Source organism: Herbaspirillum sp. WGmk3 (genome assembly GCF_023952535.1).
Taxonomy (GTDB): domain Bacteria; phylum Pseudomonadota; class Gammaproteobacteria; order Burkholderiales; family Burkholderiaceae_D; genus Herbaspirillum; species Herbaspirillum huttiense.
In genome coordinates, this window is sequence record NZ_JAKYWT010000002.1 from 384608 (window position 1) to 410810 (window position 26203).

The 26203-nt window shown below is 62.0% G+C and carries 25 protein-coding genes and 1 riboswitch; of the genes, 19 read left to right on the top strand and 6 right to left on the bottom strand.

Annotated elements, in window-relative coordinates:
- The first annotated feature begins 331 nt into the window (after positions 1 to 331).
- From MKD49_RS07770 to MKD49_RS07790, 5 genes are all read left to right on the top strand, one after another.
- Positions 332 to 2764, top strand: coding sequence for an ATP-binding protein (locus MKD49_RS07770; protein ID WP_252695966.1), 2433 nt, complete (start codon positions 332 to 334; stop codon positions 2762 to 2764).
- A gap of 51 nt (positions 2765 to 2815) precedes the next feature.
- On the top strand, positions 2816 to 3541 hold the full coding sequence (locus MKD49_RS07775; protein ID WP_039787064.1) for a methyl-accepting chemotaxis protein: 726 nt from the start codon (positions 2816 to 2818) through the stop codon (positions 3539 to 3541).
- A complete protein-coding gene (locus MKD49_RS07780; protein ID WP_252695967.1) occupies positions 3538 to 4146 on the top strand; it encodes a hypothetical protein in 609 nt (202 codons plus the stop codon). Before MKD49_RS07775 ends, MKD49_RS07780 begins: the two co-directional genes overlap by 4 nt.
- Before the next feature lie 31 nt (positions 4147 to 4177).
- A complete protein-coding gene (locus MKD49_RS07785) occupies positions 4178 to 5134 on the top strand; it encodes a chemotaxis protein CheX (protein ID WP_252695968.1) in 957 nt (318 codons plus the stop codon).
- A gap of 76 nt (positions 5135 to 5210) precedes the next feature.
- On the top strand, positions 5211 to 5579 hold the full coding sequence (locus tag MKD49_RS07790; protein WP_252695969.1) for a response regulator: 369 nt from the start codon (positions 5211 to 5213) through the stop codon (positions 5577 to 5579).
- Positions 5580 to 5926: 347 nt separating this feature from the next.
- Here MKD49_RS07790 and MKD49_RS07795 read toward each other — a convergent pair whose 3' ends face one another.
- The 4 genes from MKD49_RS07795 to MKD49_RS07810 all read right to left on the bottom strand — a co-directional run bounded on the left by MKD49_RS07795 (position 5927) and on the right by MKD49_RS07810 (position 9864).
- Positions 5927 to 6793, bottom strand: coding sequence for a DUF296 domain-containing protein (locus MKD49_RS07795; RefSeq protein WP_252695970.1), 867 nt, complete (start codon positions 6791 to 6793; stop codon positions 5927 to 5929).
- A gap of 307 nt (positions 6794 to 7100) precedes the next feature.
- The gene (locus tag MKD49_RS07800) at positions 7101 to 8417 is read right to left on the bottom strand and encodes a voltage-gated chloride channel family protein (RefSeq protein WP_134136426.1); all 1317 of its coding nucleotides are present in this window, start codon (positions 8415 to 8417) and stop codon (positions 7101 to 7103) included.
- A gap of 89 nt (positions 8418 to 8506) precedes the next feature.
- A riboswitch (Fluoride riboswitch) is annotated at positions 8507 to 8580 on the bottom strand.
- A gap of 65 nt (positions 8581 to 8645) precedes the next feature.
- Positions 8646 to 9470 (bottom strand): tetratricopeptide repeat protein, encoded by an 825-nt coding sequence (locus MKD49_RS07805; RefSeq protein WP_252695971.1) that lies wholly within the window; start codon positions 9468 to 9470, stop codon positions 8646 to 8648.
- Positions 9471 to 9489: 19 nt separating this feature from the next.
- Positions 9490 to 9864 carry a cupin domain-containing protein gene (locus tag MKD49_RS07810; protein WP_209569852.1) on the bottom strand — a complete coding sequence of 125 codons (375 nt, stop codon included), beginning with the start codon at positions 9862 to 9864 and terminating at the stop codon, positions 9490 to 9492.
- A 139-nt stretch (positions 9865 to 10003) separates the two neighbouring features.
- Between MKD49_RS07810 and MKD49_RS07815 the strand changes: the two genes are divergently transcribed.
- The 5 genes from MKD49_RS07815 (at position 10004) to ldcA (ending at position 13819) form a co-directional block, all read left to right on the top strand.
- Positions 10004 to 10918 (top strand): DUF72 domain-containing protein, encoded by a 915-nt coding sequence (locus MKD49_RS07815; protein WP_252695972.1) that lies wholly within the window; start codon positions 10004 to 10006, stop codon positions 10916 to 10918.
- A 154-nt stretch (positions 10919 to 11072) separates the two neighbouring features.
- On the top strand, positions 11073 to 11708 hold the full coding sequence (gene queE / locus MKD49_RS07820) for a 7-carboxy-7-deazaguanine synthase (protein WP_209581915.1): 636 nt from the start codon (positions 11073 to 11075) through the stop codon (positions 11706 to 11708).
- Between the two features lie 106 nt (positions 11709 to 11814).
- Positions 11815 to 12261 (top strand): 6-carboxytetrahydropterin synthase QueD, encoded by a 447-nt coding sequence (gene queD, locus MKD49_RS07825; protein ID WP_039785881.1) that lies wholly within the window; start codon positions 11815 to 11817, stop codon positions 12259 to 12261.
- Positions 12261 to 12812, top strand: coding sequence for a tRNA adenosine(34) deaminase TadA (gene tadA / locus MKD49_RS07830; protein WP_034332337.1), 552 nt, complete (start codon positions 12261 to 12263; stop codon positions 12810 to 12812). Before queD ends, tadA begins: the two co-directional genes overlap by 1 nt.
- Positions 12809 to 13819, top strand: a complete 1011-nt coding sequence (gene ldcA, locus MKD49_RS07835) for a muramoyltetrapeptide carboxypeptidase (RefSeq protein WP_199725145.1) — start codon at positions 12809 to 12811, stop codon at positions 13817 to 13819. The genes tadA and ldcA overlap by 4 nt, the downstream gene beginning before the upstream one ends.
- A 48-nt stretch (positions 13820 to 13867) precedes the next feature.
- Here ldcA and MKD49_RS07840 read toward each other — a convergent pair whose 3' ends face one another.
- Positions 13868 to 14440, bottom strand: coding sequence for a DUF1439 domain-containing protein (locus MKD49_RS07840; protein WP_121045573.1), 573 nt, complete (start codon positions 14438 to 14440; stop codon positions 13868 to 13870).
- Between the two features lie 244 nt (positions 14441 to 14684).
- Between MKD49_RS07840 and MKD49_RS07845 the strand changes: the two genes are divergently transcribed.
- The 4 genes from MKD49_RS07845 to MKD49_RS07860 all read left to right on the top strand — a co-directional run bounded on the left by MKD49_RS07845 (position 14685) and on the right by MKD49_RS07860 (position 19647).
- A complete protein-coding gene (locus MKD49_RS07845) occupies positions 14685 to 16283 on the top strand; it encodes an ABC-F family ATPase (protein WP_134136421.1) in 1599 nt (532 codons plus the stop codon).
- 37 nt (positions 16284 to 16320) lie between these two features.
- Positions 16321 to 17460 carry a quinolinate synthase NadA gene (gene nadA / locus MKD49_RS07850; RefSeq protein WP_252695973.1) on the top strand — a complete coding sequence of 380 codons (1140 nt, stop codon included), beginning with the start codon at positions 16321 to 16323 and terminating at the stop codon, positions 17458 to 17460.
- A complete protein-coding gene (nadC, locus tag MKD49_RS07855) occupies positions 17457 to 18362 on the top strand; it encodes a carboxylating nicotinate-nucleotide diphosphorylase (RefSeq protein ID WP_121045571.1) in 906 nt (301 codons plus the stop codon). Before nadA ends, nadC begins: the two co-directional genes overlap by 4 nt.
- Before the next feature lie 169 nt (positions 18363 to 18531).
- Positions 18532 to 19647: a putative zinc-binding metallopeptidase gene (locus MKD49_RS07860; RefSeq protein WP_121045570.1), complete on the top strand. Its 1116-nt coding sequence runs from the start codon at positions 18532 to 18534 to the stop codon at positions 19645 to 19647.
- A 93-nt stretch (positions 19648 to 19740) separates the two neighbouring features.
- Here the strand turns inward: MKD49_RS07860 and MKD49_RS07865 are convergent, their stop codons facing one another.
- Entirely contained in the window at positions 19741 to 21084 is a 1344-nt protein-coding gene (locus MKD49_RS07865) for an MFS transporter (protein ID WP_121045569.1), read from the bottom strand.
- A 160-nt stretch (positions 21085 to 21244) separates the two neighbouring features.
- Between MKD49_RS07865 and cyoA the strand changes: the two genes are divergently transcribed.
- The 5 genes from cyoA to MKD49_RS07890 all read left to right on the top strand — a co-directional run bounded on the left by cyoA (position 21245) and on the right by MKD49_RS07890 (position 26203).
- Positions 21245 to 22177 carry a ubiquinol oxidase subunit II gene (cyoA, locus tag MKD49_RS07870; RefSeq protein WP_252695974.1) on the top strand — a complete coding sequence of 311 codons (933 nt, stop codon included), beginning with the start codon at positions 21245 to 21247 and terminating at the stop codon, positions 22175 to 22177.
- A 76-nt stretch (positions 22178 to 22253) separates the two neighbouring features.
- On the top strand, positions 22254 to 24257 hold the full coding sequence (cyoB, locus tag MKD49_RS07875; RefSeq protein ID WP_121045568.1) for a cytochrome o ubiquinol oxidase subunit I: 2004 nt from the start codon (positions 22254 to 22256) through the stop codon (positions 24255 to 24257).
- On the top strand, positions 24250 to 24876 hold the full coding sequence (gene cyoC, locus MKD49_RS07880) for a cytochrome o ubiquinol oxidase subunit III (RefSeq protein WP_121045567.1): 627 nt from the start codon (positions 24250 to 24252) through the stop codon (positions 24874 to 24876). The genes cyoB and cyoC overlap by 8 nt, the downstream gene beginning before the upstream one ends.
- Positions 24873 to 25355 carry a cytochrome o ubiquinol oxidase subunit IV gene (gene cyoD / locus MKD49_RS07885; protein ID WP_252695975.1) on the top strand — a complete coding sequence of 161 codons (483 nt, stop codon included), beginning with the start codon at positions 24873 to 24875 and terminating at the stop codon, positions 25353 to 25355. Before cyoC ends, cyoD begins: the two co-directional genes overlap by 4 nt.
- A complete protein-coding gene (locus tag MKD49_RS07890; protein ID WP_252695976.1) occupies positions 25352 to 26203 on the top strand; it encodes an SURF1 family protein in 852 nt (283 codons plus the stop codon). The genes cyoD and MKD49_RS07890 overlap by 4 nt, the downstream gene beginning before the upstream one ends.

Here is a 26203-nt window from a genome sequence, read left to right on the forward strand (position 1 = left end):
GGATAAAGCAAATGGGTAAGCGTGATGGCAGCAGGGCGCATGGGGCCATGCCGCCAAAAGCTTCACATTAGGCCCTTCCTCGGCGGCAGCCCATCGGACAGCTCCCCAAGCTGATGTAGGAAGATGCTGTCGCAGATCGCCCTCGGGAGGGCAAATGCGAGTCTCCGATAAACGCAAAAGTGTAATTTTTTGTTGTCATGGAGCAGTAATACTTCAGTGCAACAATGCGCCCCGCATCCAGACCGGCTGTTCATTCGTTCAGTTTCCAGGGAAGAAGCTGAAGCAAATGACCAAACCTGCGCCGGTTCACCGCCACCTCAAGGGGAATTCCATGACCATCCGCATGCGTATCACGCTATTGGTGATACTTACCTTTGTCGCGATCGCCGGTATCGGCGGCTACGCGATGATGCAATCCCGCAGCAGCGCCGTGGAGGTGCGTTCGGTGACCGAGGGCGTGATGCCCAGCGTGCTGGCCTCGGCCGATCTGATGGGGCAGTTGAAGGATGTGCAGCTGGCCGCCATGGTGATGGTCAACGAGACCGACAATCAACTGGTCGCGCAGGAAAACGACAAGCTGGCCGAGAAGAAGGCCGTGCTGGAAAAGGCTCTGGCCCTGCAGGCGCAGCAGGCTGAGGGCGTAGCGCAGCGCGGGCTGATCGAGCAGGCCAAGGAAAGCCTGGACAACTACTTCGGTGCCATCGATACCACCGCCAAGTTCAAGCTGGCCGGCAAGAACGAGATCGCGCAAGCGCAGTTCTTCGGCGGCGTGATGCAGTACCAGACCGAGCTGGAAGGCATCGTCAACACCCTGCGCATCGAGAAGAACCGCTTCAAGGACAACGCCATTGCCTCGCTGAACGGCAAGCTGGCGCAGACCACTACCACCATCAGCATCGTCACCGTGGTGGCAGTATTGCTGCTGGGTGGCCTGGGCTTCCTGCTGTATCGCCAGATCACCGGTCCGATCAGCCGCATGGCCGCCATGATGGGTGAAATCGCCACCAGCCAGGACTTCACCCGCCGCCTGCCGGTGCAGCGCATGGACGAAGTGGGCCATTCCATCGTCGCCTTCAATGGCATGGTCGAGAAGATCGAGGAAGCCTCGGCCCAGGTGCGCCAGAAGACCGCCGACATGCAGGCCATGCTGCAGAACATTCCTCAGGGCATTCTCACCATCGTCGATGGCAACAAGGTGCATCCGGAGTATTCGGCCTTCCTGGAAACGGTGTTCGACACCACCGACATCGCCGGCCGCGACGTGATGGAACTGGTCTTCTCCAACACCAATCTCGGCGCCGACACGCTCTCGCAGATCGAAGCCATCGGCGGCGCCTGCATCGGCGAAGACGTGATGAACTTCAGCTTCAACGAACACCTGATGGTCGGCGAAATCGAAAAGACCATGGCCGATGGCAGCGTGAAGATCCTCGATCTCTCGTGGTCGCCCATCACTGATGAGCAGGACATGGTGATCCGCCTGATGCTGTGCGTGCGCGATGTGACCGAGCTGCGCCACCTGGCTGCCGAAGCCAACGAGCAGAAGCGCGAACTGGAAATGATCGGCGAAATCCTCGCCGTGGCCCCGGCCAAGTTTGCCGAATTCATCGTCAGTGCCCGCCGCTTCCTGGACGAGAACGAGCAGATCGTGCACCAGAACCCGCAGGCGACGGCCTTCGCCATCGCCAAGCTGTTCCGCAACATGCACACCATCAAGGGCAACGGCCGCACCTACGGCCTGCTGCACCTGGCCAACGTGGTCCACCACACCGAGCAGCATTATGACGACCTGCGCCATCCGGCCAGCGGCGCCGTCTGGAACCAGGAAGAGCTGCTGCTGCAACTGGCCCAGGTGCGCGAGATCATCGACCGCTACGCCCGCATCAACGACGTCACGCTGGGCCGTGGTACCAGCGCCGGTAGTGGTGGCGAGCAGGTGCTGCCGGGCTACGAACGCCATGTCCTGACCATCGACCGCAAGCACATCCAGGAAAGCCTGCTGCGTCTGGAGAACGTCAATACCACCAACCTGCACGAGCTGGTGGCCGTGCGCAACGACGTGCGCCGTACCCTGCGCCTGCTGGGCACCGAGACCATCGAGGAAGTACTGGCCCCGGTCATCGATTCGCTGCCGGCGCTGGCCAGCGACCTCGGCAAGTCGGCCCCGGTGGTGCAGATCGACGACAACGGCTACGTGGTCCACAGTTTTGCTTCGCCTCTGCTGCAGAACGTATTCATGCACCTGATCCGCAATGCGATGGATCACGGTCTGGAATCGGGCGAAGAGCGACTGGCCAAAGGCAAGCCCGAAGCCGGTACCATCAAGCTGGAAATGGGCGTGATGGAAGACATGTTCCAGATGGCCCTGTCCGACGATGGCCGTGGCCTGGCGCTGCACAAGGTGCGCCAGATCGCTATCGAGAAGCAGCTCATCAGCGTGGACCAGGTACTCACCGATGCCGAGATCGCGCGCCTGATCCTGCAACCGGGCTTCTCCACCCGCAGCGAAGTGACCGAGGTATCGGGACGCGGCGTGGGCATGGATGCAGTGCTGGACTTCGTCACCCGTGAACACGGCAAGATCGAGATCCGCTTCATGGATAGCGAAGAGGGGGCTGCCTTCCGTGCCTTCCAGATCATCGTGATGCTGCCGGAAACCGTGGCGGTGGAAGTCGATGGCATCGACGTGCCGTATCCGGTGGCGGGACAGGAAATCGCTGCACCGGCGGTGCTGCCGCCGGGCGGCGATGCACAGGTCGCCTGATTCACCTGACGCGATCACGCAATCTCATCAAGACAGCAGGAATAGCACGCCATGTTTCAATCACTTCTTCTGGTGGCGCTGGGCGCTGCCCTGGCCGGCCTGCCGATGGCCGCGCTGTGGCTGCGCCAGAAGCGCCGCGCGCGCCAGCTGATCGATGCCGGTCAGCTGGAACGCGTGCGTGACCAGGCACAGGCCGCACTCGCCGAGCAACAGCAGCAATGGAGCGCGCACCAGCAACAGCTGGAACAGGATCGGCTGGCCGCGCAGCAGCATATGGCCGAGATGCGCCGAGAGAGCGAGGCCATGCTGGCGCGCCTGTCCAGCGAGCAGTCCGATCACGTGTCGCGCGTGCGCCAGAGTTGCGACGAGTCGCAGGACACCATCAGCAAGCTGCTGGGACTGGTGCGCACCTTCGAGCGCTGGCATGACGACATGAACGAGCTGATCGCGCACAACCGCGAGATGCATCGCAAGAACGACGAGTTCGCGCTGATCGTGAATCAGGTCATCATCGTGGCCCTGAATGCGTCCATCGAAGCCGCGCGTGCCGGTGTGCATGGCCGTGGCTTTGCCGTGGTGGCGCAGGAAGTGCGCGATCTGGCGCAGCGGGCCGAGAAGCTTTCCAAGAGCTATCGCGCCAACCTGTACCAGAACGACCTGATCACCACCACCACCTTCCAGGACCTGCAGGCCGGCGGCAAGATGATCATGGGTGCCGTCATCGGCCTCGACCTGATCAACAAGAAGACCCGGCAAGCCCTGGCCGAAGCGGCATGAGCGCCAACGACATGGACGAGCTGCAGGCAGTAGCCGAGGTCGTGGCCGACGAGCGCATCAGCGCCAGCGCGCGCGACGGTTTCGATACGCTCCTGCAGCAGGCGCTGCGTAGCAGCCTGGTGCCGTCGGACGCCAGTGCGGAGATCTCGGTGGTGGAAGACACCGCCGCCCTCACCGGGAAGAAGATGGTGGTGCTGACCATCTCGTCTTATCTGTTCCGCCTGATGGTGATGTTCCACTTCACGCCGGACGCCGCCACTCGCGGCCACTTTGCGCGCCTGACGCGGGTGTCTGCAGGGGAGATGGGCGAGCAGGCCTTGATGGATGCGATTGCCGAATGCGGCAATCTTTGCTGCGGCATCTTCAACCGCGAACTGGGGCGCTTCTTCCCGCACCTGGGCATGTCCACGCCCAACGTGATCGATACGCAGTGCGTGGCCTACCTGCAAAAACTCAACTGCGCGCACGTGCGGCATTTCGCCATCGACATGGCAGACACGCCGCGCCTGCATGTCTCGCTGGCTCTTTCCACTTACGACCGGCTGGACTTTGCCGTGGCACCGGGCGAAGAGGCCGATACCACGGGCGAGCTGGAACTGTTCTGACCATCCAATGATTCGGGGGAATCTCATCACCATGGAAGCCACTGCCAGCCTCGACAACGCCATCACCAGCAAGATGCTGGTCCTGGACCGCGACGCCGACTGCTACGACACCATCAAATCCTTTTGCGAGCGCCACAACCTGGTCGGGCTGAAGGCGCATGAAGAACATGTGATGGCGGTCTTGCGCAGCAACGTCGACCTGGGCGGCATCATGCTCTCGGAAAGCCTGGCCGGACTGGGCGAGGGCGGGCGGGGCCTGGCGCGCCGCATCCGCGAGGTGCGTCCGGAATTGCCGATCCTCCTGCGCCGCCGCCGGGAAGCTGCTGATGTCGAATTGTCCGAACGCGATAGCGAACTTTTCAGCGCCGTCTATCGCATCGAGCACATCGATGCGCTGGCACCAGCGGTGGCCTCGTCGATTTTCAGCCAGCAATACCCCAATGCACTGGTGCGCGGCATTGCCGAGATCAGCCGCATGGTGCTGGAGAGCCAGTTCCCCGGCATGCAGGTCGAGATCGAGCAGCCTTATCTGGTGCGCGACCGCATCATCTTCGGGGAAGTGTTCACGCTCATTCCGCTGGAGAGCAGCTGGTGCCGTGGCTACATGATGCTGCAGGCGGAACAGAAGACGCTGCAGGCGCTGGCACCGGACGAATCGGGCGATTTCCGCCATCTCAACAATGCGCTGGGCGAACTGACCAACCTGATCTGGGGCTGGTTCAAGAACCGCTTCATCAACCAGAGCCAGCCCATTCATCAACTGAGCCAGGTGCCGATCATCATCAATCACCAGCATCGATACATTTCCTTCGGTTCGGAGGATGCGCAGCTGTGCTTCAAGTACTTGCTGCGCCGGAATGACGGCGCTGCGCCGCTGGTGCTGTTGCAGCGCTTCATCTTCAACCTGTCATGGTCGCCGGAGGATTTCACCGAGAACCAGACTTCGGTGGAAGAGCTGTTCGAATCCGGCGAGCTGGAACTGTTCTGAGGCCGGGGCAGCACCCCGGCATTGATTTACCTTCCCCTCAAGCAATTACGCAAATCAAGCAAAGAGAGAATTCAAGATGGCACAAATCCTGGTAGTGGACGATTCGAGCACCGTGCGCGCCGAAGTCGGTGACTTCCTCAAGAAAAATGGCCTGGACGTGGCCCTGGCCGTGGATGGCCGCGATGGCCTGGCCAAGCTCAAGGGCGACCCGGCCATCAAACTGGTGGTCTCCGACGTGAACATGCCCAACATGGATGGCCTGACCATGGCCGAGAAGATCCGCAGCGAACTGGGCAATGCCACTGTGAACATCATCATGCTGACCACCGAGAACTCGCCCATCATGAAGGAACGAGGCAAGGCGGCCGGGATCAAGGGTTGGATCGTCAAGCCCTTCAAGGGGGAGGCAGTGTTGCCGACGTTCAAGAAGCTGGTGGGTGTTTGAGTCGATAAGATAGCTAAAGAGAACTCATTATCCTGCAGCAGGATTCTTGATCGGCTCGCTTCTTTGCGAGCCGTTTTCATTTCCGGCGTTACTACTGTCCTGGGTGATTTGACGTGGCTACAATGATCGTCCGTTCATGATCCAATCCGTTTCAAACCGAGCGATATGCCGAAACTCAAGCAAGGAACGATTCTGCCCGGCCGCCGCGAAAACGCCGCCCTCACAAAGGCTGCTCTGGCCGACCCGGACACGCAGCTTCTCACGGCGGAGCAGTTCGCAGCGATGCGTCCGGCGCGCGGACGTGGCAGATCTGCAGGAGTGGCTGGCGCAGCACAAGCTGGCTCGAATCACTTCTCTTCCAGCACCAGTTCGAAACAGATCAGCACCGGATTACTGCCGCGCTTGAGCACTCCTTCACGGACCTGACCTTGGGGATTGATGAGGCCGATGTCCAGGCGCCCGATTCCATCGCGCACTTCGCCCGAGCGGACCAGGATTTCAGTGGCACGGTCTTCCAGCACGCGTCCGTCTTCAAAATCTGCCCCGATGATGCTGCCCACGCTGCCGCGCACGATGGCATTGCGCATGCCGTGCTCCGCGCAGGCCTGTTCGACGGCGATGGTGAGATCCTGGTCGGGGCGGATGCGTGCCAGTACCAAGCGTTTTCCACTCGCTGAGAGGGGCTGGCCGCTCAGCCGGGTAGGGTAGAACAGGGTGAAATTGGTCTCCGGATCGTAGCGAGTCGCCATGGTGGCGTCGTGCAGACCCCAGGCTTGCGCGGGCGTACTGGCACCGACCACGGTTTTTTCCATCATCAGGTGACCACCCTGGCGCTGGCCATCGCGTCCGCGCCAGATGGCGTGACAGTGCACGAAAGGCTCACCATCCTTGCGTCCGACGGTCGCGCAGGCGTATTCGATCACCGTTCCTTCTTCCATCGCCTGTGGCGCGCTGTAGAAAGCGGCGTGTTGGTCATCCACCGCCAGTGCAGGCATGAGGAAGTGAAGGGGAGAGACAGGGAGGTTGGCGAAGCGCACGGTACCGCCATCCAGGCCCGCGCGTGCCAGCGGAATGCTGATGGCGTCACGCAGGTTCATGCCGGCTTCGAGGGTGAAATCGAGATGCATCGCCGGACCGGACAGGGTAACGATGCGCTGCGGGTCGCGCGGGCCGGGGTGGCGGACGGTGCGGGCGAAGGCGGGTGCGGCTGTCATGCGGTCTCCTTGGCAGCTGGGCTGCAGGGGGTGCGGCTTTGAGGGGCCGTCGGGGCTGGTTGAGTTCGGGGATTATCGCGCGTTCGGTGGCGGGGTGCCGGTGAATGTTTTTAATCCGTCAGCACGCAGATGAAGTTTGCAACTGCATATGGTCACTCACAATGAGTGCTGACACTTCTGCGGACACCTCTGGCTCGATCAGCAGTACAGATGGAGGAAATGACCATTACAGTCCCGATACAGCGCACTGTACAGTTATGCTGTCCGCCTCCCGCTGCACGAGACAGGGTACCGGCCCGGCCTCACGTCACTTCTCGCCGATACTCTCCTGCTCCCGCTCCGCCTGGCGCCGCGCCCTGTAGGCGCCAATCTCGCCGATCTTCAAGCCTTCCGGCAGCGACAGATACTTCCCCTGTCCCACGCGTTGCGCATGATAGATGCCGGTATGTCCGGAGAACAGATAGGCCACCACGCAAGCCAGCGCCGCAAACGGACCGATCTCCGGCCCGAACAATTCGACGGCCATGATGGTGGAGGCAATCGGCGTATTGGCCGCGCCCGCAAAGACCGCCACGAAGCCGATCCCGGCCAGCATCGAAAACGGCAGATGCAGCAGGGGGGCCAGCGCATTGCCCACTGTCGCGCCGATATAGAAGAGCGGTGTGACTTCGCCGCCCTTGAAACCGGTGCCCAGCGAGGTCACCGTGAACACCATCTTGCCCAGGAAATCCCAAGGGGCCAGCGGCTGCTGAAAGGCTTCCACGATCACCGGGATGCCGAGACCGATGTAGCGTTGCGTACCCAGCGCCCACACGGCTACCGCAACGATGGCACCGCCGATGAAGGGCCGCAGCGGCGCATAGCTGACGTGGCGCTTCATGAAGGCCGACAGCCGGTGCGTGCTGTTGGCAAACACCATACCGACCAGCCCGAAGACCACACCGGCTGCGATCACCGCCGCCACGCTCCACAGCGCGACCGGTACCACGCTGCCCATGTGGTAGTGGGTGTGATGCACGCCCCAGGCCAGCCCGACCTGATCGGCCGCGATGGCCGCCACGAAGCAGGGCAGGATGGCGTCATAGCGCATGCGGCCGATGGCCAGCACTTCCAGTCCGAACAATGCACCTGCCATCGGCGTGCCGAAGACCGACGCAAACCCGGCGCTGATGCCGGCCATCAGGAGAATGCGCCGGTCTTCCGTGCGCAACCGCAGCACCGTGGTCAGCTGATCGGCGAGCGCGCCGCCCATCTGCACGGCCGTGCCTTCACGGCCCACGGAGGCGCCGAACAGATGCGACATCACGGTGCCAAACAACACCAGCGGCGCCATCCGCAGCGGGATCACCTTTTTCGGATCGTGGATTTCATCGATCAGCAGATTGTTGCCGGCTTCCACCGGCTTGCCGGTCTTCAGGTACAGCCAGCCGACCGCAAAACCGCCCAGCGGCAGCAGCCAGATGATCCACGGATGGGTTTCACGCCAGTGCGTGGCGTAGTCCAGCGCGAAGAGGAAGAAGGCCGAGGCCGATCCGGCAAGGGCGGCGATCAGGCTGGCGATCAGACACCATTTGACGATGTAAGGCAGCAGGTGCAACTGTTCGGGGAGTTTTTGATTTTTCATGTGACCAGAGTGCTGAATGAACATCCTGGCACACCGGGTAAGGAGCGCGCGAAGCAGAAAGGCGAACGCCTACAGCCCCGGATTGCCAGGTCACTGTAGGCATCATCAGCCCCAACAGGACGTTGGTGGCGGTTGGAGGAGGAATGCCATCTCCTTGACCCCGATAGTAGCAAGATTGAAGCTCATCGACAACGGCGCGTTGTCTGTTGCAGACAGTGCATAGGTCAATCATCCACGCAGGGCCGCTTCCAGGTCACGCACGTGCAGCCATAGCCGGCCGCTTTTGCCCGCCGTCAGGGCGTGGGCGATGCGGCCGAACCACTGCGGTTGCAGCCGCAGCGCCGTGCGGAAGGCCTGCAGGGCATCGTCCATGCGATGTATCTCTTGCAGGGCCACACCCAGGTTGAGCGCGGCATCGGCATAGCCGGGACGCAGTTGCAGCGCGCGGGCAAAGGCGTCGACGGCGGCGGCACCTTCCTTCATATCCTGCAGCGTCAGACCGAGGTTGAACCAGGTCTCGGCTACCTCGGGACGCAGCCGGCACGCTTGTTCAAAGGCCTCACGGGCGGCGGGCAGCTCGCCCAGTTCGCGCAGGGCGCTCCCCAGGTTGAGGACGGCTTCCATGGCTTGCGGCGCCAGCGCGACGGCCTGGCGCAAAGCCGCTACGGCCTCCGCATGCCGCCCCACTGCCGACAAACTGGTGCCGAGGCGGAAATGCGCCTGGCTCAGTTCAGGCTGATGTCGCGCAACTGCTTGGAAATAGTGGACCGCCGTGGCGGGATCGCCTTCGGCCAGCGCAATTCGGCCGGCCATGAGCAACGAGGGCACATGCTGCGGCCGAGGTGCCAGGCTCAGCAGGATATGTTGCCGCGCCTGCGCCAGCGCCTGCCGGTCCAGCGCCAGCATGGCCAGCAGCTGATGGGCCGCCGGATGCTGCGGCACCAGCGCCAGCAAGGCGTGGCAGGCTTGTTCGGCTTCTGCGGCACGTCCGGCATTGTAGTGCTGCAGGGCGTCGCCCATGATCTGGTCGGGAGCGGCTGGCGAGGCGGACATGGCGCGGGCAGGTGGTTGCTCAGCCAGCGGTGCGTTCGACGATGACGTAATGCTTGCGCACCGGTTCCAGCACTTCAAAGACGCCCTTGAATCCCGCCGGAATCACCATCGCATCGCCCGGACCCGCTTCGGCTGCATGGCCCTGTTCGTCGATGACGCGGCAGCGGCCTTCGAGGACGCAGAAATATTCATCTTTGTTGGGGGCGAAGGCGATGCGCCAGCTGCCCTTTTCGCAGGCCCAGATGCCGGCGTTCATTTCTCCGCTGGCATTGGTGAAGTGATTCCACGTGGTGCGCAGCGGATTGCCCTCCAGCCGGCGGTCTTCGCGTGGGTGGTCATATTCGGGTGCAGGGGAATTCAGGCGGAACTGGGTGATGGCAGGGGTGGCGGACATGGTGAAGAAGTGGACAGGCATGGTCAACGGCGAGGCCAGCAGTGTAACAGCAGCGGGCCCGCTACAGTCGCGCTGGCTGGCACCAAGCTGGATGCCTTTGGTCACATCCGGATAGGAGAATCTGAACGAGGAGAGCATCATGGGCAAGATCTGGATCGGCATTTCCGGCTGGCGCTATGCGCCGTGGCGCGGCAGTTTCTATCCCGAGGGGTTGCGTCAGGACGGCGAACTGCACTACGCCTCGCGGGTGCTGCCGAGCATCGAACTCAACGGTTCCTTCTACGCCCTGCAGCGCCCGGAAAGCTACCAGCGCTGGTATGAAGCAACGCCGCCCGGCTTCCTCTTCAGCCACAAGGGCAATCGCTTCATCACGCACACGCGCCGGCTGCAGGATATTGATGGTGCGCTGGCCAATGTCTTCGCCTCCGGCGTACTGAACCTGAAAGAAAAGCTCGGCCCCTTCCTGTGGCAATTCCCGCCCAGCTTCCGCTATGACCCGGAGCCGCTGGAACACTTCCTGAGCTTGCTGCCGCACGATACCGAGGCGGCGCAGCGGCTGGCGCGTGGCCATGAGCCGCGCATGGAGGGCAGGGTGGCGCTGGACATCGACCGCAAGCGCAAGCTGCGCCACGCCATGGAAATTCGTCATGACAGCTTCGTGGATGAATCCTTCATCAAGCTGCTGCGCAAATACAAGGTCGCGCTGGTCGTCGCGGATGCGCCCAAGAAATGGCCCTATCAGGAGGACGTGACGGCTGATTTCATGTACCTGCGCCTGCATGGCGACAAGCGCCTGTACCAGAGCGGCTACAGCGATGAAGCCATCGACGCCTGGGCCGAGCGCATCCGGGCCTGGGCCCGCGGCGGTCAGCCGGAAGACGGGCCGCGCATCTCGGGGAGCGCGCCGCGCAAGCGGGCCAGTCGCGACATTTACTGTTATTTTGATAACGATGTGAAGGTCAAGGCCCCCTTTGATGCGCGCCGCCTGATTGAACGCCTGGGCCTGAAGCTGGACTTGCCGCCTCCCGGCCGCATGCTCGATGAGGATCAATGAGGTGAACTGGCGCGAGGAGCGGCTATAATATCGCCCCTGATGCGGACAAAATGGGCTGCAATATCAGTGACTTAGTGAAGTTTGCTGAATTGCTGAAGCCCGCCGCGTGAATTCATCCCAGTGCGGCCTTGCGCCTGCCTTTCGCCTTCATATCGTGACTTACAGCATCAAAGAAATCTTCTATACCTTGCAAGGCGAGGGCGCGCACGCCGGCCGTCCGGCGGTGTTCTGCCGCTTTTCGGGCTGCAACCTCTGGACAGGCCGCGAGGAAGACCGCGCCCGCGCCATCTGCCAGTTCTGCGATACCGATTTCGTCGGCACCGATGGCGAGAACGGCGGCAAGTTCAAGTCGGCGGCTGAGCTGGCCGACAAGATCAACAGCTTCTGGCCGGCCCGCCACCCGGCCAGCAAATACGTCGTCTTCACCGGCGGCGAGCCCCTGCTGCAACTGGATACGGCCCTGATCGAGGCCATGCATGCGGTCGGCTTTGAGATCGCCATTGAGACGAATGGCACCATCGAGGTGCCGCAGGGCGTGGACTGGATCTGCGTGAGCCCCAAGATGGGTTCGGAACTGAAGGTCAAACGCGGCAGCGAACTGAAAGTGGTGGTGCCGCAGCCCGGCCAGCCGCTGGACGAATATGAAAAGCTGGATTTCCAGCACTTCCTGCTGCAACCCATGGATGGCCTGCAGGCGGCCGCCAATACCCGGCTGGCCATCGAGATGGTCAAGAACAACCCCAAGTGGAAACTGAGCATCCAGACCCACAAGCTGCTCAATATCCCCTGACCGATTTTTTGCTTTTTTCTTCATGCGGCGCTGCGCCGCGTGATTACAATGGCTTTACCCGGCCTGCTGCACGGCTTGTGCGGCGGCCATCCTCGAAGAAACATTCATGCTCACCATTACCCGCAAACTCGAATTCGACGCCGGCCACCGCATTCCGGACCACAAGAGCCAGTGCCGCAACCTGCACGGCCACCGCTATACGCTGGAAATCACCCTGACCGGTGCGGTCATCGATATCGAGGGCAATTCCGACAACGGCATGATCATGGACTTCTCCGACATCAAGTCCCTGGCCAAGGAACACCTGGTCGATGTCTGGGACCATGCCTTCCTGGTCTATGAAAAGGACGCGCCGGTCCGCGACTTCCTGGCCAGCCTCCCGGGCCACAAGACGGTCATCATCGGCAGCATCCCGACGGTCGAAAACCTGGCCCGCGAAGCCTTCGCCATCCTCAAGGCAGCCTACAAGGACCGCTACGGCACCGGCCTGCACCTGCAGAAGCTGGTGCTGCACGAAACGCCCAATTGCTGGGCCGAGATCACGGCCGACTGATGGACGGCGCTGTCCTCCCGCAAGCCATCACCGAGGCCGACCTGCGCCACATGCGCGCCGCGCTCGACCAGGCCAACAATGCCTGGGCGCTGGGCGAGGTGCCGGTGGGTGCGGTGGTGGTGAAGGATGGCGTGGTGATCGCCACCGGCTTCAACCAGCCCATCGGCAAGCACGATCCGACCGCCCATGCGGAGATCATGGCGCTGCGCCGGGCGGCCGAGAAGCTGGGCAACTATCGCCTGCCCGGATGTGAACTCTACGTCACGCTGGAACCCTGCGTGATGTGCTCCGGCGCCATGATGCACGCCCGCCTGGCGCGCGTGGTCTATGGCGCGGCCGATCCAAAGACCGGTGCGTGCGGCTCGGTGGTGAACCTGTTTGAACAGGACAAGCTGAACCATCACACCGAACTGCTGGGCGGCGTGATGGCCGAGGAATGTGGCCAGTTACTGAAAGAATTCTTCGCCATGCGACGCGAACAAGTGAAGCAGCAACGCCTGCTGGACGCCGCCGCGCAAGGCGATGCACAAGCATCAGGTGAACCAACATGACGATCGCAACTGCTGGCCGTGAACTGCTGGAAGGACTGGTCCCGCCGGGAACGGGGGTGGCCATTGTGGCACCGTGTGGGCATGCCGGGCTGGACCCGGCCGGCGTGCAGCGTGGCGTAGCCTTGCTGGAATCGCTGGGCTGCCGGGTGCGCAATTTCTACGACCATGCCCGGCGCTACCAGCGCTTCGGCGCCACCGATGAGCAGCGCGCGGCGCAACTGATGGAAGCGGCGGCCGACCCGGAAATCGAGGTCATCATGGGGCTGCGTGGCTCCTACGGCATGAGCCGTATCCTGCCAGCGCTGGATATTCCTGCGCTCGCTGCCAGTGGCAAGCTGCTGGTGGGCTACAGCGATTTCACGGCCCTGCAGTGCTGCCTGCTGGCGCAATCCGGCTACGCCGGTTTCCAGGGGCCGATGCTCTCCGGTGACTTTGGTGCCGAATCCCCCAATTGGGCAGCGCTGGCGACCTTGTGGCGCACGCTGACTTCATCGCAGGTGGTGGTCCACAACTATGACGGCCAGGCCGGTGCAGATCGGGCCGCCAATGGCGACCGCCGTACCGATCCGCTCAGTCCGGTGCTGCAGTGCTCGGGCAAGCTGTGGGGCGGCAATCTGGCGATGATGGCGCATATGGTTGGCCATCCGCAGTTTCCCGCGATCGACGGCGGGATTCTGTTCCTGGAGGATGTGAATGAACATCCGTTCCGGGTGGAACGGATGATCCTGCAGCTGGAGCAGGCTGGCGTGCTGGCCAGGCAGAAGGCCATCCTGCTGGGCGACTTCTCGGCCTACCGCCTGGCCGAGATCGACAACGGCTACGATTTCACTGAAATGCTGGCCTTCCTGCGCCAGCGCATCGCCACCCCCATCGTGACCGGCCTGCCTTTCGGCCATGTGCGCGATCTGGTGACCCTGCCGCTGGGCGCGCACGCGGAGCTGGATGCCCGCGGCGCAGAAGGCTTCACCTTGACTCTCTCGGATTATCCGACCCTGGCCCGTCGCTGAGACTGCACGCGGCCCGGCGTGCTGCTTGCGTGCTCAGTGAAGGAATCGTCACTTTTCCTTGATTTCCACCTTGACCGCGTCCTGTTCGACCGTGATCTTGCCGGGCTCGAAGGTCTTGCCGTTCATCTGCAACTGCTCCGGCTTGAAGGTATAGAGCGCGTAGTCGCGCAGGAACTGGTCGGCGGCGGCATTGCCAAGGGTGGTCAACTGCTGGGCATATTGCGGCGGCAGGTCGGTGCTGTCGACCTTGTCCACCTTCGGGGCATCCAATCGCAGCGAGCGCGTGGCCGGATCGTACTTGAATGCGCTGCTCAGGGTCAGCACCGCGTTGACCGGGCGCTGCAGGAGCAGGGGATTGGCAATCTGGGCGTCGACCACGGTATTCATGCGGTTTTCGGACGGCAGCATGCCCAGGCGCGGGTTGCTGAAGGTCACGTCGAAGATGTCCATGTAGCGCATCTTGCGCGGGAATTGCGGGGCGATGGCCGTCTGCAGTTGCTGTCTGGAGACGGTGTATTCATTGGTCCAGATGTTGTACCCGGTATCGGCTGCGTGCGCCGGCAGCAGGGGCAGCGTGGATACGGCGAGGAGGGCGGTGGCGGAGAGGATGGCTCGCTTCATGCTTGCGGTTTCCAGAGTGACAAAATGGGTCAGAGCGCGCCCGGGCGCGTAAAAATCCCGGGAATTGTAAGCCAGCGCTGCGGATGAACAGCGCAAACATTGAAATTTGGCAAGGTTTTGGCAGTGCGCCGCCACCGCAATACAAGCCGCATCAGGCGTGCAGTGGTAAAATGCCGGGTTTCGCGCGCCAAGGGTTCGTTGTTGACCGGCGTACGCAAGTTACATTTTTGAAAAGGTTTTCGCAGTGCTATCCACCGCAAACATCACCATGCAGTTCGGCGCCAAGCCGTTGTTCGAGAACATTTCCGTCAAGTTCGGCGATGGCAATCGCTACGGCCTGATCGGCGCCAATGGCTGCGGCAAATCCACCTTCATGAAGATTCTGGGCGGCGACCTGGAGCCGTCGGGCGGCAACGTCAGCCTGGACGTGAACGAGCGCCTGGGCAAGCTGCGCCAGGATCAGTTCGCGTATGAAGAAATGCGCGTGCTGGATGTGGTCATGATGGGCCACGTGGAAATGTGGGCGGCCATGTCCGAGCGCGATGCGATCTACGCCAATCCGGATGCCACTGACGACGACTACATGAAGGCCGCCGACCTGGAAGCCAAGTTCGCCGAATACGACGGCTACACCGCCGAAGCGCGTGCCGGCGAGCTGCTGCTGGGCGTGGGCGTGCCCATCGAACAGCACACCGGCCCGATGAGCAATGTCGCACCCGGCTGGAAGCTGCGCGTGCTGCTGGCCCAGGCCCTGTTCTCCAACCCGGACATCCTGCTGCTGGACGAACCGACCAACAACCTGGACATCGACACCATCCGCTGGCTGGAAGAAGTGCTCAACGAGCGCAATTCCACCATGATCATCATTTCCCACGATCGCCACTTCCTGAACCAGGTCTGTACCCACATGGCCGACATGGATTACGGCACGCTGAAGATCTATCCCGGCAACTATGACGACTACATGCTGGCGTCATCGCAAGCGCGAGCGCAGCAGTTGGCCGTCAACGCCAAGGCCAAGGAAAAAGTGGCCGAACTGCAGGACTTCGTGCGCCGCTTCTCGGCCAACAAGTCCAAGGCCCGCCAGGCGACTTCGCGCGCCAAGCAGATCGACAAGATCAAGGTCGAGGACATCAAGCCGTCTTCCCGCGTGAACCCGTTCGTGCGCTTCGAAGGCGAAAAGAAGCTGCACCGCCTGGCCGTGGAAACCCAAAGCATCACCAAGACCTACGACCGCGACATCTTCAAGAACTTCAGCATCATGGTCGAAGCCGGCGAGAAGATCGCCATCATCGGTGCCAACGGCGCGGGTAAAACCACTCTGCTGCGCAGCATCGGCGGCGACGTGACCGGCCTGCATCCGGATTCGGGCGAGGTGAAATGGGCGGAAAACGCCAACGTCGGCTATATGCCCCAGGATCCGACCGAGGAATTCGCCGGTGGCGAGACCCTGACCGACTGGATGGGCAAGTGGACCCAGGAAGGCGACGATGACCAGGCCGTGCGCGGCATTCTGGGCCGCCTGCTGTTCTCGGGCGACGATGTGAAGAAGTCGGTGAAGGTGCTCTCCGGTGGCGAAAAGGGCCGCATGATGTACGGCAAGCTGATGCTGGGCCGCCACAACGTGCTGCTGATGGATGAACCGACCAACCACATGGATATGGAATCCATCGAGTCGCTCAACATCGCGCTGGAAAAGTACGCCGGCACGCTGATCTTCGTCTCGCACGACCGTGAATTCGTGTCCTCGCTGGCCACCCGCATCCTCGAAGTGAAGGACGGCCAGGTGATCGACTTCCAGGGCGGCTACGAAGACTACCTGGCCAGCCAGGGCATCGAATAATTCCCCCAACCGCATCAGCACAGCATTGTTGACCGCCATGCAAGCAACAGCAACCAAGGTCGTCGAATTCGAGCGACCGGAAATGGAGACCGGCGGCAGTTGTACCGCCAATGCGTGGGCCAAGGTACCGGCCACGCCCAGCCCCGAGGAACGCGCGCAATTGAAAGCGCGCATCCGCCAGCTGCTCAAGGAAAAGCAGGCGGTGCTGGTGGCGCACTACTACGTCGATGGCGACCTGCAGGACCTGGCCGAGGAAACCGGCGGCTGCGTCTCGGATTCGCTGGAGATGGCGCGTTTCGGCCGTGACCATGCCGCCCGGACCCTGGTCGTGGCCGGCGTGCGCTTCATGGGCGAGACCGCCAAGATCCTCAGTCCCGAAAAGCGCATCCTGATGCCCGACCTGGACGCGACCTGCTCGCTGGACCTGGGTTGCCCGGCCGACGAGTTCGCCGCCTTCTGCGACCAGCATCCGGACCGCACCGTGGTGGTGTATGCCAATACCAGCGCGGCCGTGAAGGCCCGTGCCGACTGGATGGTGACCTCCGGCATCGGTCTTGAGATCGTCCAGCACCTGCACGCCCAGGGCAAGAAGATCCTGTGGGCACCGGACAAGCACCTCGGCAGCTACATCCAGAAGCAGACCGGCGCCGACATGCTGCTGTGGCAGGGTTCCTGTCTCGTGCATGACGAATTCAAGGGCATCGAGCTGGAACTGATGCGTGCCGAACACCCGGACGCGCTGGTGCTGGTGCACCCCGAGTCGCCTGAAGCCGTGGTGGCGCAGGCCGATGTGATCGGGTCAACCTCGCAGCTGATCGCGGCGGTGCAATCGTCCGATGCGCCGGCTTTCATCGTCGCTACTGACAATGGCATCCTGCACAAGATGCGCGCAGCGGCTCCTGGCAAGCGTTTCATCGATGCCCCCACCGCCGGCAACAGCGCCACCTGCAAGAGCTGCGCGCACTGCCCGTGGATGGCCATGAATGGCTTGCAGAACCTGCTGCACGTGCTGGAAACCGGCGCCAATGAAATCCACGTCGATCCGGCGATCGGCAAGCAGGCCGTGGTCTGCATCGACCGCATGCTGGACTTCGCCGCCCAGCGCAAGGCCAAGGTCCGCCCCTCGGCGCGCCTTGAAGACGAACAGCAACTGTTTGCAGGAATCGGCCCCGCATGACGCTCCACGCCCTCAAGACTGCCTCGACCATCGCGGCCAGCAATCTGCGCAATCCCTTCGGTCCTTTCGATGCCGCGCTGCATGCAGCTTTCGACGCCAACGTCAACCAGGCCATCGCCGAGGATGTGGGCGACTGCGACTACACGGGTCTCCTGGTACCGGAAAACGAATTCGTGAAGGCCCGTGTCATCGTGCGCGAAGCTGCCGTGCTGTGCGGAGCGCCCTGGTTCGAGGCCGTCATGACCCGGCTCGACCCGCGCCTGCAGGTCAGCTGGAGCTATGCCGAAGGCGACCTGATGGCCGCCGACAGCGAGGTCTGCACCATCGAAGGCCCGGCTCGTGCCTTGCTGACCGCCGAGCGCGGCGCACTCAATTTCCTGCAGCTGCTTTCGGGCGTGGCCAGCGCTACCCGTCGTTACGTGGAAGTAGTGCAGGGTACGCGCGCGGCCATCCTCGATACCCGCAAGACCTTGCCCGGTCTGCGCCTGGCGCAGAAATACGCGGTGCGGGTGGGCGGCGGTGCCAACCAGCGCCTGGCGCTGTATGACGGCATCCTCATCAAGGAAAACCACATCGCGGCCGCCGGCGGCATCACTGCGGCTGTGGCTGCCGCCTTGAAGCTCAACGCAGGTGTGACCATCCAGGTCGAGGTGGAAAGCATTGCCGAGCTCAATGAAGCCCTGCAGGCTGGTGCCGAATCGATTCTGCTGGACAACTTTTCCCTGGACATGATGCGCGAGGCCGTAGCCGTCAATGCGGGGCGCGCCTTGCTTGAAGCGTCCGGCGGCATCAACATGCAGACCGTGCGCGCCATTGCCGAGACCGGCGTGGATCGCATCTCGATTGGCAGCCTCACCAAGGATATCCAGGCGACCGATTTTTCCTTGCGCGTGATTGGCTGACCGGCTGAACGGCCGGCCTCACCCTTGCATCGGCCTGGCGCAGTAACTTGCACCAGGCTTCACTTTTTTGCGTTCCTGCATGCAGGAACGTATCTCGGTTTTCCCCTTCAAACGCCAGATGCCGACGACAATGCTTCGTTGGCAATGACGATAAACAACGGGGGAGCCCATGAAAACCTTTCACTGCGACAATTGCAGCGCGCAAGTCTTCTTCGAAAACACCGTATGTGGCAATTGCGGCTGGATGCTGGGTTATCAGCCACAATTGCAGGCCATTGCCAGCTTTTCGCCGCTGGAGCCGGCAGCCGCACCGGCGCCGGACGCCAACGCCGTCGTCCCTGAAGCCGGGCCGGGACGCTGGCGCAGCGTCAAGCCGCAGAATGAGGGTCTGGTGTTCAAGCAGTGCGTCAACTACTGGCGCGAAAACATCTGCAACTGGATGCTCGATGAGCGCGAGCCGCACGAACTGTGTGCCTCCTGCCGCCTCACGCGCGTCATTCCCAATCTCGACGAAGGCAACAACCGGGTGCTGTGGAGCCGCCTGGAGACGGCCAAGCGGCGCCTGCTGCATTCTCTCTGGACCTTGCAATTGCAGCCGGTACCGAAGATGGAAGATGAAGAAGCCGGCCTGGCCTTCGAATTCCTGCAAGACCTTCCGCATGGCGAGCGGGTGCTGACCGGGCATGCCGATGGCGTCATCACCATCAACATTGCCGAAGCCGATCCCGCCTACCGCGAACAGGCGCGCGAGCAGATGGCCGAGCCGTATCGCACGCTGCTGGGGCATTTCCGGCATGAGAGCGGCCATTACTATTTCGACCGGCTGGTGGCGCCAACCGACTGGATCACACGGTTCCGGGAGATGTTCGGTGACGAGCGCCAGGACTATGGCGAAGCGCTCAAGGCTCATTACGAGAATGGCCCGCGCCCGGACTGGGAAGAAAACTTCGTCAGTGCCTACGCCAGCAGCCACCCCTGGGAAGACTGGGCGGAGACCTGGGCCCATTATCTTCATATGTTCGATACGCTGGAGACTGCCTATGCCTGCGGCGTGCAGTTGCGGCCGCGCCATGAGGGCGAGCAGAAGCTGGTCATCAAGGCGCCGCCGGTGGCGGCCGGTTCCTTTGACGAACTGGCCCGCGAGTGGTTTGCGCTGACCTATGTGCTCAACAGCCTCAATCGCAGCATTGGGATGCCGGATTCCTATCCCTTCACCTTGTCTACGCCGGTGCTGCAGAAATTGCGCTTCGTGCATGAGGTGGTCAATGGCGGCGCGCCTGCTTGAGGCTCGCAGGATTGTTCACTCACATGTGCGTCGCCCATTAAAAAACCCGGAAGTTTCCTTCCGGGTTTTTAATCATGAGGCGCTCAGCAGGATTCAGTCATCACGCCCTTCGAGCGCCCGGTTCAAGCTCAACGCCGCCAGCGAACCCACAGCGCCCGACAGCAGGTAGAAGCTTACGTAGGCCATGCCGAAGTGCGCTGACAAGCCCAGTGCGACCAGCGGTGCGAAACCGGCACCGACCAGCCAGGCCAGGTCTGACGTCAGGGCCGCGCCGGTGTAGCGATAGCGGGTCTTGAAGTTGGCCGTCACGGCGCCGGCAGCCTGGCCGTAAGACAAGCCCAGAAGCGCAAAGCCGATCAGGATGAAGGTGTTCTGGCCGGATTCGCCGCCATTCATCAAGCTCGGGACGAAGGCCGACAGGATAGCGATCAGCAATGCCATCGAACCCAGGGTATTGCGGCGCCCGAAGCGATCCGCAATCAGGCCCGAGACCACGATGCCAGCTGCCATGATCACACCGCCCCAGATCTGGATCACCAGGAAAGCCGAGGCTTCACGCAGCGAATACAGTTTGATCCACGACAGCGGGAATACCGTCACCAGGTGGAACAGCGCATAGCTGGCCAGGGCGGCGAGGGCGCCGATGATGATGTTGCGGCCTTGGGTGGTGGCCAGCTCAACCACGCCGGCCGGCTCCAGTTCGCGTTCATCGAGCAGCTTGGCGTATTCCGGCGCCGACACCAGGCGCAGGCGCGAGAACAGGGCCACCACGTTGATGGCAAAGGCCACATAGAAGGGGAAGCGCCAGCCCCAGTCAAGGAAGTCCGCCGTGGTCAGCGTGGCCAGCATGTAGGCAAACAGGCTGGCGGCGATCACGAAGCCCAGCGGCGCGCCCAGCTGGCCCAGTGCGGCATACCAGCCGCGCTTGTTCGGCGGGGCGTTCATCGCCAGCAGCGAAGGCAGGCCGTCCCACGCACCGCCCAGCGCTACCCCTTGACCGACACGCAAGAGCGAGAGCAAGATGATGGCCCACACACCAATGTGTTCGTAAGTTGGCAATAACGCAATGCCCGCAGTCGAAAAGCCGAGCATGAACAACGCCAGCGTCAGTTTCACCTCTCGGCCGTAGTGCTTTTGAATCGCCATGAAGATCGTGGTCCCGATGGGGCGGGCCAGGAAGGCGAAGGCAAAGATCACGAAGGCGTAGAGCGTGCCTTCCAGTTTTGGTTCGTTGGGAAAGAAGACCGCCGGGAACACCAGCACTGAAGCCAGTGCATAAACGAAGAAGTCGAAGTATTCGGACGCGCGTCCAATCACCACGCCCACCGCGATCTCACCGGGTTCGATCGTGCCGTGTTCGTGGTGAGTGGAAGGATTGCTGGATTGAGGCCGGAGTTGACCGGAACCTTCACCATTGTGGATGCTGGTGCTTGCCATGGCTTTGTCTCCCACTGTTAGAGGTTTAGTCGCAGTACGTGCTACAAATCCCAACCTGGCAGGTGGCAAGTGACAGGGTGGGACAAAACGTCCAATCGCCAACACACTTTATTGGCGTTACATTACCACGCTCTGATACATACGACTGGAATTTTCCTTCATGGTTTCTCAAATCCTCCGTCGCGGATTGCTCCTGCTTCCTGCGCTTCTGTTGGCTGGGTGCAACACCGTCGTGATGAATCCTTCCGGCGACATCGCTAACCAGCAAGCACGCCTGATCGTCATCTCGACCGCGTTGATGCTGCTCATCATCGTCCCGGTGATCATCCTGACGCTGCTGTTCGCATGGCGTTATCGCAAGAGCAACACTTCCGCTCCCTACGAGCCGGACTGGGATCACTCGACCCGCCTGGAACTGGTCATCTGGGGCGCACCCCTGCTGATCATCATCGCCCTGGGCCTGTTGACCTGGATCACCACCCACACCCTGGATCCGTACCGTCCGCTTTCGCGCATCGACGCCGAGCGTCCGCTGTCTCCCCAGGTCAAGCCGCTGGTGGTGGAAGTCGTGGCGCTGGACTGGAAGTGGCTGTTCATCTATCCGGAACAAGGCATCGCTACTGTCAATGAGTTGGCTGCGCCCGTGGATGTTCCCATCCAGTTCAAGATTACTGCCTCCAACGTGATGAACTCGTTCTACATCCCGGCACTGGCAGGCCAGATCTACGCGATGCCGAGCATGGAAACCAAGCTGCACGCCGTGATCAACAAGGCCGGCGAATATGACGGTTTCTCCGCCAACTACAGTGGTGCCGGCTTCTCGCACATGCGCTTCAAGTTCCATGGCCTGGACCAGGCCGGCTTTGACGCCTGGGTGCAGAAGGCCAAGGCGGGCGCGGGCAAGCTGGACCGTGCCGAATACCTGAAGCTGGAACAGCCGAGCGAACGTGAACCTGCCCGCCTGATCGGCAGCGTCGAGCCCGAATTGTTCCACGCCATCGTGAACCGCTGCGTTGCTGCCAATACGGTTTGCATGGACAAGCTCATGGCCACCGACCTGAACGTGAAACCGGGCCAGCAAAAGGCCGAATGATTTCCTTGCCTGGTAGCCGTATCAGCGCAGCAGAACACCGCTGCGCCCCCATTTCCTTTTTCCCCGGGAAGTAAAGATGTCTGACAATTTTGACCTGATAAAGCTGATCTTCGGTCGTCTCAGTCTGGAAGCGATTCCATACCATGAGCCGATCCTGATCGGTACCTTCGCCATGGTGGCGCTGGGCGGCATAGTAGTACTCGGCCTGCTCACCAAATATCGCCTGTGGGGCATGCTGTGGCGCGACTGGTTCACCAGTATCGACCACAAGCGCATCGGCATCATGTACATCGTGCTGGCCATCGTCATGCTGCTGCGCGGCTTTGCCGATGCGCTGATGATGCGTGCGCAGCAAGCCATCGCCTTTGGCGACAATGCCGGCTTCCTGCCGCCGCACCACTATGACCAGGTGTTCACCGCCCACGGCGTGATCATGATTTTCTTCGTGGCCATGCCCCTGGTGACCGGTCTGATGAACTACGTCGTGCCCCTGCAGATCGGTGCACGTGACGTGGCCTTCCCCTTCCTGAACAACTTCAGCTTCTGGATGACCACCTTCGGCGCACTGCTGGTGATGGCCTCGCTGTTCGTGGGCGAATTCGCCCGCACCGGCTGGCTGGCTTACCCGCCGCTGTCGGGCATCCTGTACAGCCCTGACGTGGGGGTGGATTACTACATCTGGGCCTTGCAGGTGGCCGGGGTAGGGACACTGCTCTCAGGCATCAACCTGGTGGTGACCATCGTCAAGATGCGCGCCCCGGGCATGAACATGATGAAGATGCCGGTCTTCACCTGGACCTCGCTGTGTACCAACGTCCTGATCGTGGCTGCCTTCCCGGTGCTGACCGCCGTGCTGGCCATGCTGTCCCTGGATCGCGTCTTCGGCACCAACTTCTTCACCAACGACATGGGCGGCAACGCCATGATGTACGTGAACCTGATCTGGATCTGGGGCCACCCCGAGGTCTACATCCTGGTGCTGCCGGCCTTCGGCATCTTCTCTGAAATCGTCTCGACCTTCAGCGGCAAGCGCCTGTTCGGCTACACCTCCATGGTCTACGCGACCGTGGTGATCACCATCCTGTCCTACCTGGTGTGGCTGCACCACTTCTTCACCATGGGTTCGGGTGCCAGCGTGAACTCGTTCTTCGGCATCACCACGATGATCATCTCGATCCCGACCGGTGCCAAGATCTTCAACTGGCTCTTCACGATGTACCGTGGCCGCATCCGCTTCGAAGTCCCGATGCTGTGGACCATCGGCTTCATGGTCACCTTCGTCATCGGTGGCATGACCGGCGTGCTGCTGGCCGTTCCCCCGGCTGACTTCGTGCTGCACAACTCGCTGTTCCTGATCGCCCACTTCCACAACGTCATCATCGGCGGCGTGGTGTTCGGCATGTTCGCCGGCATCAACTTCTGGTTCCCGAAGGCCTTCGGCTTCAAGCTGAACGAATTCTGGGGCAAGTGCTCGTTCTGGTTCTGGCTGGTCGGCTTCTACCTGGCCTTCATGCCGCTGTATGTACTGGGCCTGATGGGCGTGACCCGCCGCATGAGCCACTTCGATGATCCGTCGCTGCAGATCTGGTTCGTTACCGCTGCCGTTGGTGCTGGCCTGATCGCCCTGGGCATCGGTTCCTTCATCATCCAGATCGCCGTCTCGATCCGCGACCGCAAGAAGCTGGCCGATGTGACCGGCGACCCGTGGAACGGCCGTACCCTGGAATGGTCGACTTCCTCGCCGCCGCCGGCCTACAACTTCGCCTTCACCCCGGTCGTGCATGACAACGACGCCTGGGCTGACATGAAGAAGAACAAGTATCAGCGTCCGCTGGGTGATTTCGTGGAAATCCACATGCCCAAGAACACCGGTGCCGGCTTCATCATCGCTGCGCTGTCGGCAGCGCTGGGCTTCACCCTGATCTGGCACATGTGGCTGCCGGCCGTGGCAATCTTCGTTGTTCTGGTTGCCGCCACCATCATCCACACCTTTAATTACAACCGCGACTACTACATCCCGGCCGACGAAGTCGTCCGTGTCGAAGCAGAGCGCACACGTCTGTTGAATAGCCATGTCTGAAGCAATCAACCACACGGCCGACGCGACGCCTAGCTCGCGCTACTTCGTCCGCCATCACCATCCGGAGAACGGCACTTTGCTGGGCTTCTGGATCTACCTGATGAGCGATTGCCTGATCTTCGCCTGCCTGTTTGCGTGCTACGCCGTCCTGGGCCGCAACTATGCAGGCGGTCCGACCGGTGCCGAGCTGTTCGACCTGCCGCTGGTGGCGCTGAACACCGCGCTGCTGCTGCTGTCGTCGATCACCTACGGTTTCGCCATGCTGGCCATGCAGGCCAAGAAGCAGCAGAACACCATCATCTGGCTGATCATCACGGGTCTGCTGGGTGCCGGCTTCATCTACTTCGAACTGTATGAGTTCCTGCACCTGATCCACGAAGGCGCGGGCCCGTCCCGCAGCGGCTTCCTGACCTCGTTCTTCGCGCTGGTCGGAACCCACGGCCTGCACGTGACGTTCGGCATCATCTGGCTGATCGTGCTGCTGTTCCAGATCAACAAGCACGGCCTGACCGAAGCCAACGGCCGCCGCCTGATGTGCCTGTCGATGTTCTGGCACTTCCTGGACGTGGTCTGGATCGGCGTCTTCACCTTTGTCTATCTGATGGGAGTCCTGCCATGAGCCGCGGCCACCAAGAACACCCGGCCCGACCGATGGGCCATCACGACGACCATGACCATGGTCACGGCCATGGTCATGGCGACCACGCCGCCCACGGCACGATGAAGGATTACGTCACCGGCTTCGTGCTGGCCGTGATCCTGACCGCGGTCCCGTTCTGGATGGTCATGAACAAGACCATCGCCAATTCGGCGACCCTGGGCATCGTGCTGCTGGCCCTGGCGGCCGTGCAGATCGTGGTGCACATCCGCTACTTCCTGCACATGAACGGCAAGTCCGAAGGCGGCTGGAACATGCTGGCGATGATCTTCACCATCGTCATCGTGGTCATCACGCTGTCCGGTTCGCTGTGGGTGATGTATCACCTGAACCACAACATGATGCCGACCATGTCGCCTGAAAACATGCCTACCGAAACCGTGCCGCAGTCGATGCAGGGCATGCAGGGCATGCAACACGGCGCAGCCCCATCGAAATGAGCCCGACGCCAACTGATGGCGTGACGCAAGGCAAAGAAAGCGGGGCGGCGCAAGCCGCCCCGGTATCCCGCACAAAGGCCAGCTTGTTGCTGCTGACGCTTTTGGCGGGATTTTTCTTTCTGGTCTTCGCTGCGCTTGGAACCTGGCAGGTCTATCGCCTGCAATGGAAGCTGGACCTGATCGCCAAGGTCGACGCCCGGGTGCACGCTGCGCCGGTGGCGCCACCCGCTGCGCAGGACTGGCCGAACGTGAGTGCCGAGCGCGATGAATACAAGCGCGTGGCCTTGAGCGGCCGCTACCTGTACAGCAAGACGGTGGCCGTACAGGCCAGTACCGACCTGGGCAGCGGTGCCTGGCTGCTGACGCCCTTGCAGATGGCCGATGGCAGCGTAGTGCTGATCAATCGCGGGTTCGTGCCGGTCTCGCCGCTCAAACTGGCTGACTCCCAGCTGGCGGATGCGCCTGCAGGCCAACTGAACGAAGTGACTGGATTGCTGCGCATGAGCGAGCAGGGCGGCGGTTTCCTGCGCAGCAATGACGCCGCGCAGAATCGCTGGTATTCGCGCGATGTGAAGGTAATTGCACAAGCCCGACATCTGCCAGCGGGGCAGGTGGCACCGTATTTCGTCGATGCCGACAAGGCGTCGTCGGAAGCCAATGCCGCCAGCGCTCCTGATGCGCAGAAACCCGTCGGTGGCCTGACCGTGATCGCCTTCCACAACAGCCACCTGGTCTATGCCCTGACCTGGTACGCTCTGGCGCTCATGTCGCTGGGTGCGGGCTATTGGGTGATCCGCGACGAACGCCGCTGGCGCCAGCGCATCCAGGATGCGCAAGCCAAGGGCTGA

Excerpts from the sequence above, each read along its gene's own strand:
- cyoC (WP_121045567.1), top strand. The coding sequence starts at position 24,250 with ATGTCTGAAGCAATCAACCACACGGCCGACGCGACGCCTAGCTCGCGC.
- MKD49_RS07795 (WP_252695970.1), bottom strand. The coding sequence starts at position 6,793 with ATGACAGCCGCACCCGCCTTCGCCCGCACCGTCCGCCACCCCGGCCCG.
- MKD49_RS07800 (WP_134136426.1), bottom strand. The coding sequence starts at position 8,417 with ATGAAAAATCAAAAACTCCCCGAACAGTTGCACCTGCTGCCTTACATC.
- MKD49_RS07805 (WP_252695971.1), bottom strand. The coding sequence starts at position 9,470 with ATGTCCGCCTCGCCAGCCGCTCCCGACCAGATCATGGGCGACGCCCTG.
- MKD49_RS07840 (WP_121045573.1), bottom strand. The coding sequence starts at position 14,440 with ATGAAGCGAGCCATCCTCTCCGCCACCGCCCTCCTCGCCGTATCCACG.
- MKD49_RS07890 (WP_252695976.1), top strand. The coding sequence starts at position 25,352 with ATGAGCCCGACGCCAACTGATGGCGTGACGCAAGGCAAAGAAAGCGGG.
- cyoA (WP_252695974.1), top strand. The coding sequence starts at position 21,245 with ATGGTTTCTCAAATCCTCCGTCGCGGATTGCTCCTGCTTCCTGCGCTT.
- MKD49_RS07780 (WP_252695967.1), top strand. The coding sequence starts at position 3,538 with ATGAGCGCCAACGACATGGACGAGCTGCAGGCAGTAGCCGAGGTCGTG.
- MKD49_RS07785 (WP_252695968.1), top strand. The coding sequence starts at position 4,178 with ATGGAAGCCACTGCCAGCCTCGACAACGCCATCACCAGCAAGATGCTG.
- cyoD (WP_252695975.1), top strand. The coding sequence starts at position 24,873 with ATGAGCCGCGGCCACCAAGAACACCCGGCCCGACCGATGGGCCATCAC.
- MKD49_RS07770 (WP_252695966.1), top strand. The coding sequence starts at position 332 with ATGACCATCCGCATGCGTATCACGCTATTGGTGATACTTACCTTTGTC.
- cyoB (WP_121045568.1), top strand. The coding sequence starts at position 22,254 with ATGTCTGACAATTTTGACCTGATAAAGCTGATCTTCGGTCGTCTCAGT.
- nadC (WP_121045571.1), top strand. The coding sequence starts at position 17,457 with ATGACGCTCCACGCCCTCAAGACTGCCTCGACCATCGCGGCCAGCAAT.
- MKD49_RS07815 (WP_252695972.1), top strand. The coding sequence starts at position 10,004 with ATGGGCAAGATCTGGATCGGCATTTCCGGCTGGCGCTATGCGCCGTGG.
- queD (WP_039785881.1), top strand. The coding sequence starts at position 11,815 with ATGCTCACCATTACCCGCAAACTCGAATTCGACGCCGGCCACCGCATT.
- tadA (WP_034332337.1), top strand. The coding sequence starts at position 12,261 with ATGGACGGCGCTGTCCTCCCGCAAGCCATCACCGAGGCCGACCTGCGC.
- ldcA (WP_199725145.1), top strand. The coding sequence starts at position 12,809 with ATGACGATCGCAACTGCTGGCCGTGAACTGCTGGAAGGACTGGTCCCG.
- MKD49_RS07810 (WP_209569852.1), bottom strand. The coding sequence starts at position 9,864 with ATGTCCGCCACCCCTGCCATCACCCAGTTCCGCCTGAATTCCCCTGCA.
- MKD49_RS07865 (WP_121045569.1), bottom strand. The coding sequence starts at position 21,084 with ATGGCAAGCACCAGCATCCACAATGGTGAAGGTTCCGGTCAACTCCGG.
- MKD49_RS07775 (WP_039787064.1), top strand. The coding sequence starts at position 2,816 with ATGTTTCAATCACTTCTTCTGGTGGCGCTGGGCGCTGCCCTGGCCGGC.
- MKD49_RS07790 (WP_252695969.1), top strand. The coding sequence starts at position 5,211 with ATGGCACAAATCCTGGTAGTGGACGATTCGAGCACCGTGCGCGCCGAA.
- nadA (WP_252695973.1), top strand. The coding sequence starts at position 16,321 with ATGCAAGCAACAGCAACCAAGGTCGTCGAATTCGAGCGACCGGAAATG.
- MKD49_RS07860 (WP_121045570.1), top strand. The coding sequence starts at position 18,532 with ATGAAAACCTTTCACTGCGACAATTGCAGCGCGCAAGTCTTCTTCGAA.